Annotated in this window: 12 protein-coding genes; 4 read left to right on the top strand and 8 right to left on the bottom strand. The window is 68.0% G+C overall.

All coding sequences use genetic code 11. The features are described 5' to 3' along the window. Nucleotides 1–72: 72 nt before the first annotated feature. Nucleotides 73–528 (bottom strand): hypothetical protein, encoded by a 456-nt coding sequence (locus tag OG225_RS39595; protein ID WP_405179727.1) that lies wholly within the window; start codon nt 526–528, stop codon nt 73–75. 351 nt (nt 529–879) lie between these two features. Between OG225_RS39595 and OG225_RS39590 the strand changes: the two genes are divergently transcribed. Beyond that, nucleotides 880–1914, top strand: a complete 1035-nt coding sequence (locus OG225_RS39590) for an SDR family NAD(P)-dependent oxidoreductase (protein WP_405179726.1) — start codon at nt 880–882, stop codon at nt 1912–1914. Between the two features lie 131 nt (nt 1915–2045). Here the strand turns inward: OG225_RS39590 and OG225_RS39585 are convergent, their stop codons facing one another. The 4 genes from OG225_RS39585 to OG225_RS39570 form a co-directional block, all read right to left on the bottom strand. After that, nucleotides 2046–2969, bottom strand: coding sequence for a sucrase ferredoxin (locus OG225_RS39585; RefSeq protein WP_405179725.1), 924 nt, complete (start codon nt 2967–2969; stop codon nt 2046–2048). A 111-nt stretch (nt 2970–3080) separates the two neighbouring features. Then, nucleotides 3081–3839, bottom strand: coding sequence for an alpha/beta fold hydrolase (locus tag OG225_RS39580; protein ID WP_405179724.1), 759 nt, complete (start codon nt 3837–3839; stop codon nt 3081–3083). 27 nt (nt 3840–3866) lie between these two features. After that, nucleotides 3867–5441 carry a DNA polymerase Y family protein gene (locus OG225_RS39575; RefSeq protein ID WP_405179723.1) on the bottom strand — a complete coding sequence of 525 codons (1575 nt, stop codon included), beginning with the start codon at nt 5439–5441 and terminating at the stop codon, nt 3867–3869. 52 nt (nt 5442–5493) lie between these two features. Continuing rightward, nucleotides 5494–6249 (bottom strand): hypothetical protein, encoded by a 756-nt coding sequence (locus OG225_RS39570; RefSeq protein WP_405179722.1) that lies wholly within the window; start codon nt 6247–6249, stop codon nt 5494–5496. A gap of 388 nt (nt 6250–6637) precedes the next feature. On the opposite strand from OG225_RS39570, the gene OG225_RS39565 reads away from it, so the two are divergent. Then, nucleotides 6638–7768: a serine/threonine-protein kinase gene (locus OG225_RS39565; protein ID WP_405179721.1), complete on the top strand. Its 1131-nt coding sequence runs from the start codon at nt 6638–6640 to the stop codon at nt 7766–7768. A 6-nt stretch (nt 7769–7774) separates the two neighbouring features. Here the strand turns inward: OG225_RS39565 and OG225_RS39560 are convergent, their stop codons facing one another. The 3 genes from OG225_RS39560 to OG225_RS39550 form a co-directional block, all read right to left on the bottom strand. After that, nucleotides 7775–8410, bottom strand: a complete 636-nt coding sequence (locus OG225_RS39560) for a response regulator transcription factor (RefSeq protein WP_109525679.1) — start codon at nt 8408–8410, stop codon at nt 7775–7777. Nucleotides 8411–8618: 208 nt separating this feature from the next. Then, nucleotides 8619–10031, bottom strand: a complete 1413-nt coding sequence (locus OG225_RS39555) for a PspC domain-containing protein (RefSeq protein ID WP_405179720.1) — start codon at nt 10029–10031, stop codon at nt 8619–8621. Nucleotides 10032–10141: 110 nt separating this feature from the next. After that, nucleotides 10142–10465 carry a VOC family protein gene (locus OG225_RS39550; protein ID WP_405179719.1) on the bottom strand — a complete coding sequence of 108 codons (324 nt, stop codon included), beginning with the start codon at nt 10463–10465 and terminating at the stop codon, nt 10142–10144. 309 nt (nt 10466–10774) lie between these two features. Here OG225_RS39550 and OG225_RS39545 point away from each other — a divergent pair, with 309 nt between their 5' ends. Further along, nucleotides 10775–11431 (top strand): MspA family porin, encoded by a 657-nt coding sequence (locus tag OG225_RS39545; protein ID WP_405179718.1) that lies wholly within the window; start codon nt 10775–10777, stop codon nt 11429–11431. Nucleotides 11432–11597: 166 nt separating this feature from the next. Next, the gene (locus OG225_RS39540; protein ID WP_405179717.1) at nt 11598–15629 is read left to right on the top strand and encodes a hypothetical protein; all 4032 of its coding nucleotides are present in this window, start codon (nt 11598–11600) and stop codon (nt 15627–15629) included. Nucleotides 15630–15639 lie beyond the last annotated feature (10 nt).

The following is a 15639-nucleotide window of genomic DNA, read 5'->3' as shown; positions in this document are numbered from 1 at the left end:
CGATAGATGAGATGTCACGCATCGGGCCGCCGAACCGCCGGACTCCGGAAGATATCGCCGGAGTCGCGCGGATCACTCGGCTGTCAAACGTTGCGCCGATCCCGCCCGCAGGGCCTCCTCGACCCGATCCAGCCCGGAACGGATCATCGCGCCGTAGGCATCCTCGGCCAGAATCCGGAGATGACCGCGCGCGATGGCCAATTGCATGCGCGCGCCGTCGAAATCGCCCACGCGACGGTGACTGTCGGCCAGGTTGAGATAGAGCGAGGGCAGGAAGCAGCGCAGTCCGTCATCGAGCGGAATGCCGGGGCTGAACACCGCGGTGAGCGCGCGCTGATCCCAGATCAGCGATTCCTCGGCAGTCTTCTGCAACACGGCCAGATGATGCGCCACCACGCAGCGCTGCAACGGATCTCCGGCCGGACCTAGCTCATCCCACAGTGCGCGCAGCGCGTGCCGCCCCGCCTCCGAGTCGCCCCTGCCGAGCCGCACCGCGGCAAAGATGTCCGCCATCCGATCGTCCGCCATGCGCACGAGTATCGCACATATGTTCGATAGATTCGAGGCTTGCCGGAAGGAATCACCGAGCCTTTGCGCGAGGATTGCCGGACACCGCGACCTTCTCTCGAAAGCCTTACCGCGGAACACCTTCGAAAATACCCTCCACCAGCGGCAAGTCCTCCGGCCGGGCGACCACGATCCGACTTCGACACCCCGAATCGGCAATCCCGTGGCATCGACACACCCGCCGTGGCGCGCACCACCCCGACCCCGGACCGACCCGAGTCGGCGAGGTCCGGCGACCGGGGGTCGGCCACCACTTGGCAGAGCAACTTACTTTGGAGTAAGTTCAGATCATTCGACCGCGAAGGAGCAGCGATGAACGCCACGCCCGACCGTGACTCAACGGGTGACGCCGCCGCCGTCCCGGCCTCCGATGTGGCCCGCTCCGCCGAGGACGGGCAGATCCGTCGCAATCGCCGCACCCGCGATCTCACCGGTCGCCACGTCGTGATCACCGGCGCCTCTTCCGGTATCGGCAGGGCCGCCGCCCTCGCGGTCGCGGCGAAGGGCGCCACCGTCCTGCTGCTGGCCCGACGCGGGGACGAACTCGCGGACGTCGTCGCGGAGATCCGGGCCGCCGGCGGCACCGCCGAGGGCTACCAGTGCGATGTCACCGAATCCGATTCGGTCGACCAGACCGTCAAGACCATCCTCGACGAGTACGGTCACGTCGACATGCTGGTGAACAACGCGGGCCGTTCCATCCGCCGCGCCATCCACCGCTCCACCGACCGGCTGCACGACTACGAACGCACCATGGCGGTCAACTACTTCGGCGCGCTGCGCATGACGCTGGCACTGCTGCCGCAGATGCGCGAACGCCGATTCGGCCACATCGTGCAGATCAGCAGCGCGGGTGTGCAGGTCGCCACCCCGAGGTTCTCGGCCTACCTCGCGAGCAAGGCGGCGCTGGACAAGTTCACCGAGGTCGCCGCGGTCGAAACCATGGCGGACGGCGTCACTTTCACCACCATCCACATGCCGCTGGTCCGCACCCCGATGATCACGCCGAGCGGCGCTCAGGGGCCGTCCGAATCCCCCGAATGGGCCGCGGCGACCATCGTGCGCGCCCTCGCCGAACGCCCCAAGCGCATCGACGTGCCCCTCGGCACCCTCGCCGAATACGGCGCGCTGGTCACCCCGAAATTCCGCGACCGCATCCTGCACCGCTACTACCGCGCCCTGCCGGACTCGCCCGCGGCCAAGGGCGAACAGTTGGAGGACGCGCCGGAAACCGCCGTCCCGGAAACCGCTCCACCCGCCGAGCCGCGACCGCGGTCGGCGGCTCGCCGCGTCACCGGAACCGCGCTGCGCCGCGCCGCGCGCTGGGTGCCGGGGACGCACTGGTGAACCGCGCCCGTCCCCACCCCGCAGGGGGCGGTGGGGACGGGTGCGCATATCGTCACGATCCCGGCCGAATGTCAGCTGTTACCAACGGATTTCGCGAGTGTCCGGAAACCGGCCTCGGTAGGAGTCCGCTGTTACGCCGGTCCGATCGGCGGTAGCGGTCGCGGATCCTCTGCGACGAGGGCGGTCACGGGTTTGGGCTTCGCGCCGCAACTTGCCTGGCGCGGTTCGAAGTCGACGGTCCGCGTGCCCACCCGCCAGCGGCGGCCGTCGCGATGCGTCACGATCGCGGAATCCCCGACCGCGCTGTCGTTCTCGGATCGGACGACGAGATCGTCGACCCCGGCGGCGACGATCGCCCTGACCGCGATCTCGGCGGCCTGCTCGACGGGAGGATAGCAACTGCGGCCGCGGAATCCGGTCGACGAGACCTCGCCGCGCCGGGCGGCCTCGACCGCGTCCACGGCGGCGACGGAATCGACACGGCCGTAGGTGTTTCCCGTCGGCAGCAGGACCATGGCGGGGGCGAACCGGTGCCCGCCGGTATGCGAACACTCCCAGACCTGATCCGGGTAGCGCGCGGCGAGAGTCGCCGCGATCGGCCTGCCGAGCAGCGCGCAGCACTGGTCGCGTTTCCCGTGCGCGCATACCAGCGTCAACGGATCACGCACCGCCGCACCGATTCCGGGCGGCGGGCCGTCGACGATCCCGAGATCCAGGTCGAGCAACTGCTTCAGGTCGGTGATCTCGAATCGTTCACACCACGAGCCCTCAGGACGCGAACTCGCGAGTAGCACCGTGCGGGTTCCGGTGAACTCGTACCGCCCCGGCCGCCTGATGAGGGTCGGACGCACCCGCGCCGCCTTCACGCGCGCGGCCAGTTCGGCGGTGATCTCGGGACCGAGCACCTCGTCGCCGATCACATCGCGCCCCCACGCGCCGGGATGTTCGATACACAGCCAGCCGGTGACCGTGGTCGCCGTTCCGGGCAGCGGAAGATCGACCGCGGCGGCGGCCGAGCAGGTCATACCGTCGAAGCGGGTCGTCAGTTGCGTCATCCGGCGGCCGGTCGCGGGGGTGGTGCGGCGGACATGAGTCTTACCTTAGAACCCTGTTCCGGGCGGGCACTCCGCGCCGCGATGTCGAATCGACCACAATACGGACCGGCGTCAGGACAGAAACGGAAGGACGACGGCCTCGAACTCGCGGTGACGATCGCGATGGATACTGTGCCCGCTGGTGAACGCGCACACGGTGCAGTCCGGCACCGCGGCCTGCATGATCGCCAGTTTCTCCGGATCGACCATGCCGCCGGGCCCGCCGCGCAACACCAGGGTGGGCGCGGTGATATCGGAGAGTCGCTCCCACCATTGCGGATCGGGTTTGCGGAACTGTTCGAGGGCGGTCGCCGTCATCGTGCGGTCGAAGGCGACGACGGCGCGGGGATGACGGATCAGGCTCGACGCGGCGTGCCAGAGTTCGGGCACGCTCGGGAATCGGCGGGTCAGGCTCATCTGCTCGTCACCCGAGCGCGCGGGCAGCGGACATTCCTCCATGACCAGCCTGCGGACCAGATCCGGGCGTTCCTGCGCCACGCGGGACACCGCGTAACCGCCGAGCGAATGCCCGACCAGATCCACCGACGACAGGCCGCAACGCTCGATCAGCCGCAGCAGATCCGCGCCGAACTCACCGAACAGGTAGGAATCCGAATGTGAGCTGCGACCGTGACCGCGCAGGTCGGGGATGATGACGCGCCTGCCGCGCGCGAGCAGGATGCGCGCGAAACGGTCCCAGGTGTGCCCGTCACCACCCATGCCGTGGACGAGGACGACCGGCACATCCGCCGCGTCCGATCGACCGATCCCGGAATCGCGGTAGGCGATCCGCACGTCACCGATCGCCATGCTGGTCACCGACAGATTCACGATATCCGAGGGTACCGGTGGTCGCGATCAGTCGTAGAGCCCCTCCGCCCGCCATATCTCGTCGCGATAGACGAGCAGCAGGACCCTGACCTCGGTATCGGAGCTGTCCAGTTGCACCTGGGCGCGGGCGGCCGACGCGGCGGATTCGGGGGTCCACCAGTACTCGTCCAGCGGCCACGGACCGGCCCATCCGGTCAGCCGCCACTGCCTGCTGCCCCAGCGCAGCACCACCGGGTCGGCGGAGAACAGGCCGCGGGCGGTGACTCGCACCCGGTGACCGTCGGCGGCTTCCAATTCCACCGTCGGACGGTTGAGCAGCAGGACCGCGGGAGCGGGTTCGGGCAGACGGCCCGGCCAGGGCAGCCCCGGATCGGCGGCGGGCACCCGCTCGTCACCCAGCACGACCATCGTGACGCGTTCGGCCGGGCCGCGGCCGCCGCTGAGCACCCCGACCTGCACCGCCTCGCCACCGAGCAGACCCTGCACCCGGATCAGGGCGCGCCGCGCCCGCTCGTTCTCCTCGCCGACGCCACCCCACAGGCCGAGTTGCAACGCGCCCGATGCCGCGATCTCGACCGGTTCCAGGCGCAGCAGGGTGATCGGCGCGGTCGGTCGGTCGCGCCGGGTCAGCCAGCCGTCCAACTGCCAGCGCACCCGATCCGCCGTACCCGACGGGGTCAGCGGCTCGGCACAGCGCCAGATACGCGAGAGATGTTCTCCCGCTTCCGTTTCCGCGTAGACCGAAAGCCGGGTGCACGAGACCGAGGCGGCGGCGAGCGCGGTGTGCAGCGCGGTCGCGAGCATGCGTCCGGCGAAAGCGGCCGCGTCGACCCGGTCGATCGGCGGATCGCAGCGGTATTCCACCGTCAGTTCCGGCGGCGGCCGACGTGCCGACGGCGGCCGTTCCGGCACGGCCCGCGCGAGGCGATGCGCGAGCACGGCGTCGACCCCGAAGCGGGAGGCGACCTCGGCCGGGCTCAGCGCGGCGAAATCGCCGATCCGGCGCAGACCGAGGCGATGCAGCAGATCGACGAGGTCGGCGCGTTCCGGAGCGGACAGACTCGGTTCGGCGGCCAGTTCGGCGATCGGCAGGGGCGCCAGAAATCCGGCGCCCTCCCCCGGCGGCACCAGCACACCGCGTTTGGCGGCGAGTACCGCCGTCGACAGTTCGTCGGCGATACCGATCTGCGCCTCGACGCCGAGCGCGGACACCGCGTCGACGAGACGTTCGGCCGCCGCCTCCTCGGAGCCGAAGAACCGCGCGGCCCCGCGGGCACCGAGCACAAGCAGTCCCGAGCGCAGCACCTCGACTCCCGGCACGGTCGCGTCCACCGTCGAGACCACCGGTTCGAACAGGCGCGCGTCCCGATCCGGGTCGTCCTGCACGAGGAACAGATCGGGGCAGCGCGACTGGGCCTCGCGCCGTCGCAATCCCCGGCGCACCCCCTCGAACCTGGCCACCGCCGAACACGCGACCACCCGGTTCCCGAACAGCACCGCGACCGGCCGCGTCGCGGGCAGATCCGCCGCCGCGGCCGCGGCGACCGCGGGCCAGTCCTGGCACCACAGGGCGAGCACCCGCGACCGTCCCGGACGAATCACGGTGCGACACCGGCGACCAACGCATGGTCGACGGTCGCGCGGGCGACCCCGGTCACGAGGCCGCGCCTCGGGCGGCGACCGGCGCCTCCCCCGCGCCCGCGACGACACTACGCGGGACCCATTCGACACGGCCGCCGTTCGGGCACAGGTCGATGCGGCCGCGCCGGGACGGACCCGACTTGGCGCGGATATCGACGTCGAGGCCGATCGAACGCAGTCGTCCGTGGCCCGCGCCGAGCCCGGCATAGCCGCAGACGCGGGCGCTCATGCGCAGGGAGGGGTTGGGCCAGTGGCCGTCGGCGACCACGAGGGTGGCGCCGTGACTGCGGGCGCGGGCGGCGATCACGCGGGACCGCGACGGCGCGACCGAGGTGCCGCCGAGGCCGAGCACCACCAGATCCAGTCCGTCGAGCAACACCGCGGCCACCTCGACGGGGTCGGGTCCGGGATCGGCCACCACGGCCAGACGTGCCAATTCCGCGCCCATTTCCACTGCGGCGAGCAGCCCGAACCGGGGCATCCCCACCACTGCGGCATGCCCGCCGTGTTCGGTCACCGCGGCGAGCAGCCCGGCCAGCAACGACCGCGCTCCCGTGTACGCCACGACAGATCCCTTCGCGAGACCGTCATCGGGCAACAATTCCGCAAGGGCGTTCGGCACCGGGAGTGACTCTCTGCGCAGTTCGGTCTCGCGGGGAATCCGCCCGACCTCGGACTGGCCGCGCCCTGGGATCGCGGCCATCCTCCTGCGGAGTTCCTCCAGCTTCTTCTGGCGTTTCTCATCCCCCACCCGCACGTCCGAACCCATCACAACCACCTACTTCCCACGATGGACTCCGAGGCGAAGCGAGCGGGCCGACCCCCGTTTCTCCATCGAGAAATGAGAGTCAGCACCGATACAGCTATCGATCACTATCGAATATACGTTCGATAGTGATCAAGTAGAAACCCACCCCCGTGATCCGTCAAGGGTGGCGCGCCGACGCCGTTCCCCTCTTCCTCGCGGGCCGTCTCCGACCCCAGCCGTCCCAGAAGTTGTCCGAGAATTTGCCAGCCCGGGTCCACCCGAGGGCGAGCCAGGATCGATCACGCGCGTAGGGTCGGCATTACCACGGAAGGGGCATCGACGCCCGGAGCCGCTCTCGCCGTCCGCTCGAATCAGGTCGCCTAGCACGAGATTCGGATACCCTGCACCCATGATCGATCGCCACCGTCCCATCGTCGGCCCGCAGTACTTGGTCGCAGGCCGTTACCGCCTGCAGTCGAAACTCGGCGGCGGCGGCATGGGCGCGGTGTGGCTGGCGCACGATCGCCTGCTCGATCGGGAGGTCGCCATCAAACAGGTGCTGACCACCGCCGGACTGCCCGAGGCGGAAGCGGAGAAGGTCCGCGGCCAGATCCTGCACGAGGGGCGGGTCGCGGCGAAACTGTCCCACGACCACGCGATCGCGGTCTACGACGTGGCCCTGGAAGCGGGCGAACCGTGGCTGGTCATGGAACACCTACCCTCACGCAGCGTGGCCAGGGCGCTCGGAATGGTGCAAACACTGCCCGTGGTCGAGGTGGCGCAGATCGGCGCGCAGGTCGCCGACGCGTTGGCCGCCGCGCATTCGGTCGGCATCGTGCACCGCGACATCAAACCGGGCAATATCCTGGTCGCCGATCGCGGCCCCTCGGTCGGCATCGCCAAACTCAGCGACTTCGGCATCTCGCGCGGCGCGGGCGATCTCACCGAAGATCCCGAAGGCATCATCACCGGCACCCCCGCCTACCTGCCGCCCGAGGTGGCCCGTGGCGCGCAGCCGACCGAGGCCAGCGACGTGTTCTCCCTCGGCGCGACCCTCTACACCGCGATCGAGGGTCAGCCGCCGTTCGGCCTCGATGAGGACAGCGACGTCCTGGTCGAACGTGCCGCGATGGCCCAGATCATTCCGCCGACCCGCAGCGGCGTCCTCACCAACGCCCTGCTGCACATGCTCGAACCCGCACCGCAGCGCCGACCGACGATGGCCGAGGCCAGGGACGAAATCCTCACCGCCGCTTTCGGTCCCGGCACCGACTCCTACATTCTCGGTGCCCCGGTGCGCACCGAGGACGGCACCATCCCGTCCTGGGCCGCCCGCAGTTCCGCCTCCGGCCTGCGCAGTCCGCACGCCATGCCGTTGCCGCGCCCGCAGCACCAGGCACCCGTCCGGGCCGCAGGCAACGCCGCGCCCGTCGGCCAACGGGCCCAAGGGAATCCGCCGAGCAACGCGCCGCTCGCCATCGCCGTCGGGCTGCTGATCGGACTGGTCATCCTCATCGCGATCCTCGTCGCGGTGATGTAGTTCCGTTCAGTCGATCCGCCTGCGATGCGCCCAGCGGGTCAGCGCGTTCCGATTGGACTGCTGGGTCTTGCGCAGCACATTGGAGGCGTGGGTCTCCACGGTCTTCACCGAGATGAACAGGGTCTCGGCGATTTCGCGATAGGTGTAGCCGCGAGCGAGCAGGCGCAGCACCTCGAGTTCACGCGGCGTCAGCGAGTCCAGTTCCGGATCGAGCGGCGGTTCCGGCACCGGTGACCGGCCCGTGAACGAATCGAGGACGAATCCGGCCAGGCGCGGACTGAACACCGCGTCACCGCCCGCGACCCGCCGGATGCCGTCGGCCAGTTCGGATCCCGAAATCGTCTTGGTGACATAGCCGCGCGCACCCGCGCGAATCACCGCGATCACGTCCTCCGCGGCATCGGACACGCTCAGCGCCAGACATACCGGACCGTCATCGATCCCGGTCAGCACCGCGACACCACCGCCGTCGGGCATATGCACATCCAGCAGCACCACATCCGGACGCGCAGAGGCGATTCCGGCGATGGCCTCGGCCACCCCACCGGCTTCGCCGACCACTTCCATATCGGGTTCGCGACTCAACTCCGCCCGCACACCCGACCGGAATACGGCGTGATCATCGACGAGAAAAACCCGCACGCTCACCTGCTCCGCTCCTCCGCCGTTGCGCGTTCGCCGTCGGTCGATCCGACAGCGCCGTCGCGAACCGGCGGTCGCATGCCGGGCGAAATTCTGGGCGCACCCGGCGCGTCACCGAAATCCGCGCGGAATCGGTTGCCCGGAAGCCACCTTAACCGCGAAGCCCGACGGGAGGAGGTCACCGACCGTCCGGCACGTGGCCGACGGCTCACGTGCCCTGGCCGGTCGATTGCGCGATCCGCTCCGTCACGGCGCTTGCGGTGTCGGAGAGGTCGTCGGCCCGATCGTCGTCCGCCCCGGAATCGGTGCGCGGCATGATGATCCGCACCTCGGTGCCGCGACCGGGCGTGGACAGGATCTCGACCTGTCCGCCGCGCCGCTCGATCCGGCCGCGGATGGATTTCGCCAGGCCCTGACGATCCTGTGGGACGGCGTCGAGGTCGAACCCCGCGCCGCGGTCGCGCACGAAAACGCTCACCTGATGCGGTTCCGCCTCCGCGAACAGGTCGATCGCCGGGACGCCCGCGTGTTTGGCCGCGTTCACCAGCGACTCCCGGCTCGCGCCGAGCAAGGCGGTGAAATGTTCCTTGGGCAGGCCGCTGCCGGTGTCACCGAGATCCATCGACACATCGCCGACCGTCACCGTGGTGACCTGGACGCCGTGCTGATCCTCCACCTCCCCCGCGATGGTGCGCAGCGCGGCCGCCAGACTCGACTGGGCCGGACCCGAATCCTCGAACAGCCATCGGCGCAATTCGCGTTCCTGGCTGCGGGCCAGCCTGGTCACCTCTTGCGGATCGTCGGCCTGGCGCTGGATCAGAGCCAATGTCTGGAGAACCGAATCGTGCAGGTGGGAGGCGATCTCCTCGCGCTCCTCGTTACGAATGCGGGCGGCGCGTTCGTCGTTCAGCGCGCGCATCATGCGCAGCCACAGCGGCACCGTCAGCAGTCCGGCGCCGATCAGCGTGACCGCGACCGCGATCAGCGCCGACCCGAGCGAACTCAGATCGATCCTGGCGAGCACCACCACGCCGAGTCCGAAGATCACCATGGTCGCGCCCGCGACGATGCGGGCCCAGGTCACCACCGACGGCCGGGCGGGCAGGCCGAGCAGCGAACGCGGACCGTCGGTGTCGTACTCGCGCCACACCAGCGCCGCGCCGATCGTCACCACCACGATCGGGACGATGATCTTCGCCGCGACCGTGCCGTTCATCAGCCACGACACCACGATCGACAACCCGAGCCCGAGCAGCGCGAGACCGACCGACTGCCTGCGTTCGGCACCGGACGGCTTCGTCGAATCCGCGCCACCGGGGGTGAAGACCCACAGCAGCCCGTACGCGGCGATACCGGCGCCCGCCAGCGCGGACAACAGCACGAACGCCATCCGCACCTTGAAGACGTCGAGCCCGAGATGATCGGCGAGTCCACCGGCGACACCGGCGACGACGCGCCCACCCGAACGCCGGACCAGCCGCACCTGCGGATTCGGCCCCAGATCCAGCACCGGCGCGGGTCCGAACCCCCGCCCGGGCGCGAACCCGAACCCGAGGGCCGGATCGGGTCGATACCCCGCCTGCCTGCGGGCAGCGTCGAACGCTGGATCAGTCGGGTACATATTCCGATACTGGCACGCCCCGAGGGCCGAGGGCATCAGGAATCACCCTGATCCGCGCACCGGCGCCGGACGCGGGGCCGCGTTCCGGCATCGCCCGGGCCGGCGAGCGCCTACTGGTCCTGGAGCAGTCCGAGCAGATTGCCGTCGGGGTCGAGAACCGTGGCGACCCGGCGACCACCGCCGACCTCGTGCACGGGGTCCTGCACCTTGGCCCCCGCGGCCGTCACCTCGGCCAATTTCGCCTCGATATCCGACACCTCCCAGTAGGCGGTCGGCACGGTCGGGCTCTGCGGCCCCCCTGCGGGCACCAGGCCGATGTGCTGCCCCGAGGCCTCGTACCCGACGTAGTAGGACTCGTCGGTCTGCGGCGCCATACCGAGCAGCGCGGCATAGACCTGCTTGGCCGCCGCCAGATCGGAAACCGGATGCAACACCGCGTGGATTCCCGAGCCGACGCCCTCCCGTTGTCCGGTCCGGAAAGAAAAGGGCGGATGACCAGCATGTCGGGGAAACCTTCAGTGATCACTCAGTGATCGCTAAGGCGCGTTCGATATACCTGATATCGAGAGCGCGTTTGTCCATGAGCCACCGGACCGGAGAACTCGAACTATGGCTTCTGCCAGTAGTTTTCCGCTCCGAATCGGAAATGGGGGGCGGTCGTGGCGCACCGCCGGACATACGTTTTTCTCACGGACAGGCTCATCGGTTCCGAGCAGGTCCGACCGGGATACAGGGGAGGAATCTTGTCGTACACATTCGCACGCATCATCGCCGCCGCGTTGGCGCCGATCGCCCTCGCGGTGGGCGGGGTCGGGACGGGTACCGCCGACGCCTACGCATTCGCGGCACACGAGAACAACTACGCCACACCGACCGGCTTCGCGTTCACCGTGGGCCACACCGACCTCGTGGCCGATCCGGTGCCTCCGCAGAACGGGCTGCCGACCACCCGCGAAGTGTTCCTGGACAACACCTCCTACGGACACGTCGACGACCCGGGTACCGCGGTGCTGAAGACCGGATACCTGGTCAGCTGCGCGGTCGGCATCGATCTGACCTTCGGTGCGAAGGCGGGCGCGGAGTTCGGCGCCGGAGTCACACTCGGCGTCGGCGCCAGCCCGGATTCCCTGACACCCGGCCTCGACGCGAGCATCGGCCCGTCGATCCACGCGTCCATGGGTCTCGACCTCGACATCACCCCCGGTGTCATCAAGGACATCGAGGTCGGCAGCAAGGACATCGTCGGTGGCACGACGGGTTACGTGATGAGCCGTGATTTCCACCTGATGGTGGAAGGCTGCGGCGGGCCGCTGACGATCCGCCCCTACACCAAGATCGAGGTCGACTCACCCGAGACCTCGGCCAACGGGGCTGTCTACGGGGACATCATCGTCCTGTAGCAACTGGAGACGCGTGAGGGCGGTGCGGATATCCGCATCGCCCTCACACGCACCCGACGTCGGAATCGGCCAGTAAGTTTGTTCGTATGTCTGCGCGCTCTGTTCAGTTCCACAGGCGCACAAGGTGACGGGGGGCGTCACGGCCGAAGGCCGGGGGGAAACTCGTTTGCCGCGTGCGATATTCGCCGAATCCTTTGCGGCCCTCTATGCCACCGCCGGAAATCCGACGTTGCGCCGAGTCGCCACGGCGGCCGCGAGCCGGATGAAGGGGAGCCGTGGTACGCAGACCAATCCCGCATCCGCCCAGCGCATCAGCGATTGGAAAGCGGGCCGGAATGTCCCTGCCCGCTTCGAATCCCTACTTCCGGTCGTGCTCACCCTCATCGACCTGGCGAAGAAGTCGGGCGCCGCGCCGAACCCGCTGTTCGATCTCCAGTTCTGGCGGCGGCTGTGGCAGGAGTCGATCAGCGGAACTCCGGCCGAGATAGCCGATCTCACCTGTCCCTACCCCGGCTTGACCGCCTACCGCGACAGGGATCGCGATCGGTTCTTCGGAAGAACCCGTCACACAGCGGAATTAACCGAGCTGGTACGCGCCGCCGCGGATACGAAAGGCGGCATCGTCACCCTCGTCGGTGCCTCCGGGGCGGGCAAGTCCTCGCTGTTGGCGGCGGGGTTGACCGCCACACTGACCAGGGAACCGGAGAGGTGGTCCGTCGTCACCGTGACGCCGGGCGCGCACCCGCTCGCCGCGCTGATGGAGGCCATGTCCGCAGGAAAGCCGAACGACGAACCCTCCTCCGCTGTCGCCACCGCGTGCATCAACCGGCGACTCCTCATCATCGACCAGTTCGAAGAGCTGTTCACACTTTGCGTCGACGAACATGAGCGAGACGTCTACCTCTCGACTCTGCACCGCCTCGCCACCCACCCTCCGCGACCGATCGCCGTGGTCATCGCCCTACGTGCCGACTTCTACGCGCCCTGTCTCGACTATCCCGACCTACAGGAATCGCTCGAAGACCGGAGCTATCTGCTCGGCCCCATGCGCGCCGACGAATTGCATCAGGCGATCGTCGGCCCCGCCGAGCACACGGGCCTGAAACTCGAACCCGGCCTGGACGAACTCGTCATCACCGAACTCTGCGGAATCGGTGATCACGAAACCCGCCAGAGCTACGATCCCGGCGCCCTGCCGCTGCTCTCTCACGTCATGGCCGCGACCTGGCGCAATCGCGACGGTTTGCGCCTGACCCGTGCCGGATATCGCGCGGCGGGAGGTGTGGTCGGATCTGTCGCCGCCACGGCCGAATACGCGTGGAGCGAGCTCTCCGATGCCCAGCAGTCGGCGGCGAAGACCGTCTTGCTCGGACTGGTCACGGTTGCGCCCGATGCCCGCGACACTCGCCGCACCACGACCCGCTCGGATCTGCTTCGCAGCACCAACGATCCGGACGCGGTGGGCGCGGCGCTGGAACTGCTGGCTCGCACCCGCCTGATCACCCTCGACGCCGATTCGGTCTACCTGACCCACGAGATCGTCCTGGATGCCTGGCCTCGGCTGCGCGCCTGGATCGACGAGGACCGGGTCGGCTATCTGCTGCGACAGCGGCTGGAAGCCGACGCCGCCGAATGGGATTCCGGTGGCAGGGATATGGCGCTGCTGTATCGGGGCACCCGGTTGGACAACGCGAGCGCGCACACCGTCACAGGGCAGACGCGGGGCGTCGCCCGCGAATTCCTCGACGCGTCACGTAAGGCCACGCTCCGCACCAGGAAACGTTCGTCGGCGACGAAAGTCGTTCTCGCGCTCGCCGGTGTCGTGCTGCTCGTCGTCGGTTTCGCGGCATACGCGCAGAGCCGGATCGCCGCCCAGCAGCGCGACGACAAGCAGATCGCGATCCTCATCGCGGAGGCCGACCGTCTGGCATCGATCGATCCGACATTGTCCGCACAGTTGTATCTCATCGCCTATCGGCTACGGCCCGACGATCCCGAACTTCGCGCGCGACTGTTGCGGACGCAGAATATGCCGCTCGCGACGGTACTTCCGGGGGGTTCGGATGAAGTCACCCGACTCGCGTATCACCCAGGCGGCCACCTGCTCGCATCCATCGGCAACGATGGCAGCATCCGGCTGTGGGATACCGGTGATCGTCCACACCAGATCGGCAACACGCTCGAGGACGTCGATCACTACGGCCCGTTGGCATTCAGTCCAGATGGCACCTTGCTCGCGACCAGCCTCGAGGGTCGGCCGCGGCTGTGGGATGTACACGATCCATCCGCACCACGCCTGCTGACCGCTGCGACCGGTGGTGATGCGAACACGATCATAGATATGGTCTTCCGCCCCGACGGCAAAGCGCTGGCGGCGGTCCTCGCCGACGGGAGCGGATTGCAGATGTGGGATATCGAGAAGCCCACGGCTCCGAAACCGACGACATTCGTCCCCACCGCGCCCGACGCGTATATGAAGTCGGCCGCCTACAGCCCGGACGGGCGGCGACTGGCGATCACTTCTCGACTCGACGCGAGCGGACCGGCGGCCACTCGCACGAATACGGAGCTGCGGGATCCGACCGCCGAACGCCCTCGCGCGATCATAGAGTTGCGGGATCCTACGGACCCCGGCAAAAGCACAGGATCACCGATCGAGACGACCGATGTCGCGGATATGAAGTTCAGTCCCGACGGTGCCATTCTCGCGGTGGTCGGCAACGCGAGCAATACAGCGGGCGAACTGGGCGGCACCCTCGAACTCTGGACCGTAGCCGAGGCAGTTCCCCGGCAACTCTCAGCGCACACAGACCCCGACTCGACAATCTCGACACTGTCGTTCGGCCCTGATGGGCATACCGTGGCAACAGGTGGCTCGGACGGTGCCGCAGTGTGGAACATCGTCGACCCGAACCGGCCCGAAATCATTGGCAACCGACTTACCGGCAGTCCCGTCAACTGCCGCAATTCCGGTAGGTCCGGGCCATGCGTCGATCAACCCGCAACGGTCGCGATCAGCCCGGCGGGTGGCACCGTAGCGACTGGAGGCAGAAGCGGATCGGTGCGATTGTGGTCGCTGCCGTCCACCTTCGTCCTCGACGGTATCGGTATGAGCATTCCAGCGTTCGATGAATCCGGAACCCTGATGGTCCTCGGCTCGGGCGAAAACAAATTCAGCGTCTGGGATGTCGGAGATCCGGACAAACCATACCGACGTGCGGGATTCAGTGCGGGGCTTTCATACAATCTGAATCTTCATCCGAACGGACGCACGATGACCTTCACAGAGGTCGATGCCCAGTGGAAACCGGACGACCATACGACGAGGATGCGGATACTCGACCTTTCCGACTCCACACATATCCGACTGCGGAGGACCGTGGAATTGTCCGGTACTGAGAGATCCCGGTACGGGACGGTGCGGATGAGCCCGGACTGGCGATTGATGGCCACCGCGTTCAACACCACGTTCGGGGCCGACAGTGGTCAGACCATCACACTCTGGGATTTCACCGACCAGGAGCGACCTGAGCGGTTGAGCGAAGGGATAACCATCCCGCAGGACGAGATAGACACAATATCCTTCAGCCACGACGGTGGACTTCTCGTGGTCGTCGGATGGAGCTGGCGCGGAAACAGCGAAGCAAGCGAGATGACACTCTGGGACGTCTCGAACCCCCACCTGCCACGACAACTCGGTACACCTCTCCGATCCGAGATCGGGCCGATCGATGACGCGCAGTTCCTTCCCGACGATCGCGGCCTGCTCGTTCGCGGAAACGAGAAGTTCCAGATCTGGGATATCGATGACCGGGAACATCTCGAACCGACTGGAGACCCGGTCGCCGGACACAGTTTGTCGTTGGTAACCGTCGATGTCAGCCGCGACGGGCACTTGCTGGCCACCAGCGGACAGGATGGCGTCGTGCGACTGTGGGATATCTCGGCCCCCCGCACGCCGGTGCCGATAATGCGAAGTTCCATTGTCTCGCCCGAGGAGAACATCTGGTGGACGATCCGATTCCACCCCGACGGCACCCATCTGGTCGCTTCCGGCAAGGACGGCGTCATGCACATGTGGGACCTGGACGAACGTCGGGCCGCGGAGCGGATCTGCGCCGTTACCGGGGCTGCGATCACCCCTGAACTATGGCAGCGATTACTGCCTGGCGAGGGGTATCGCCCGCCTTGCGGATGAGCTGACTCGC

The sequence above is a fragment of the Nocardia sp. NBC_01377 genome (assembly GCF_045040005.1).
GTDB lineage: Bacteria > Actinomycetota > Actinomycetes > Mycobacteriales > Mycobacteriaceae > Nocardia > Nocardia noduli.
Note: the sequence above shows the minus strand (reverse complement) of the source record. Positions and strands in the feature narration are given on the sequence as shown.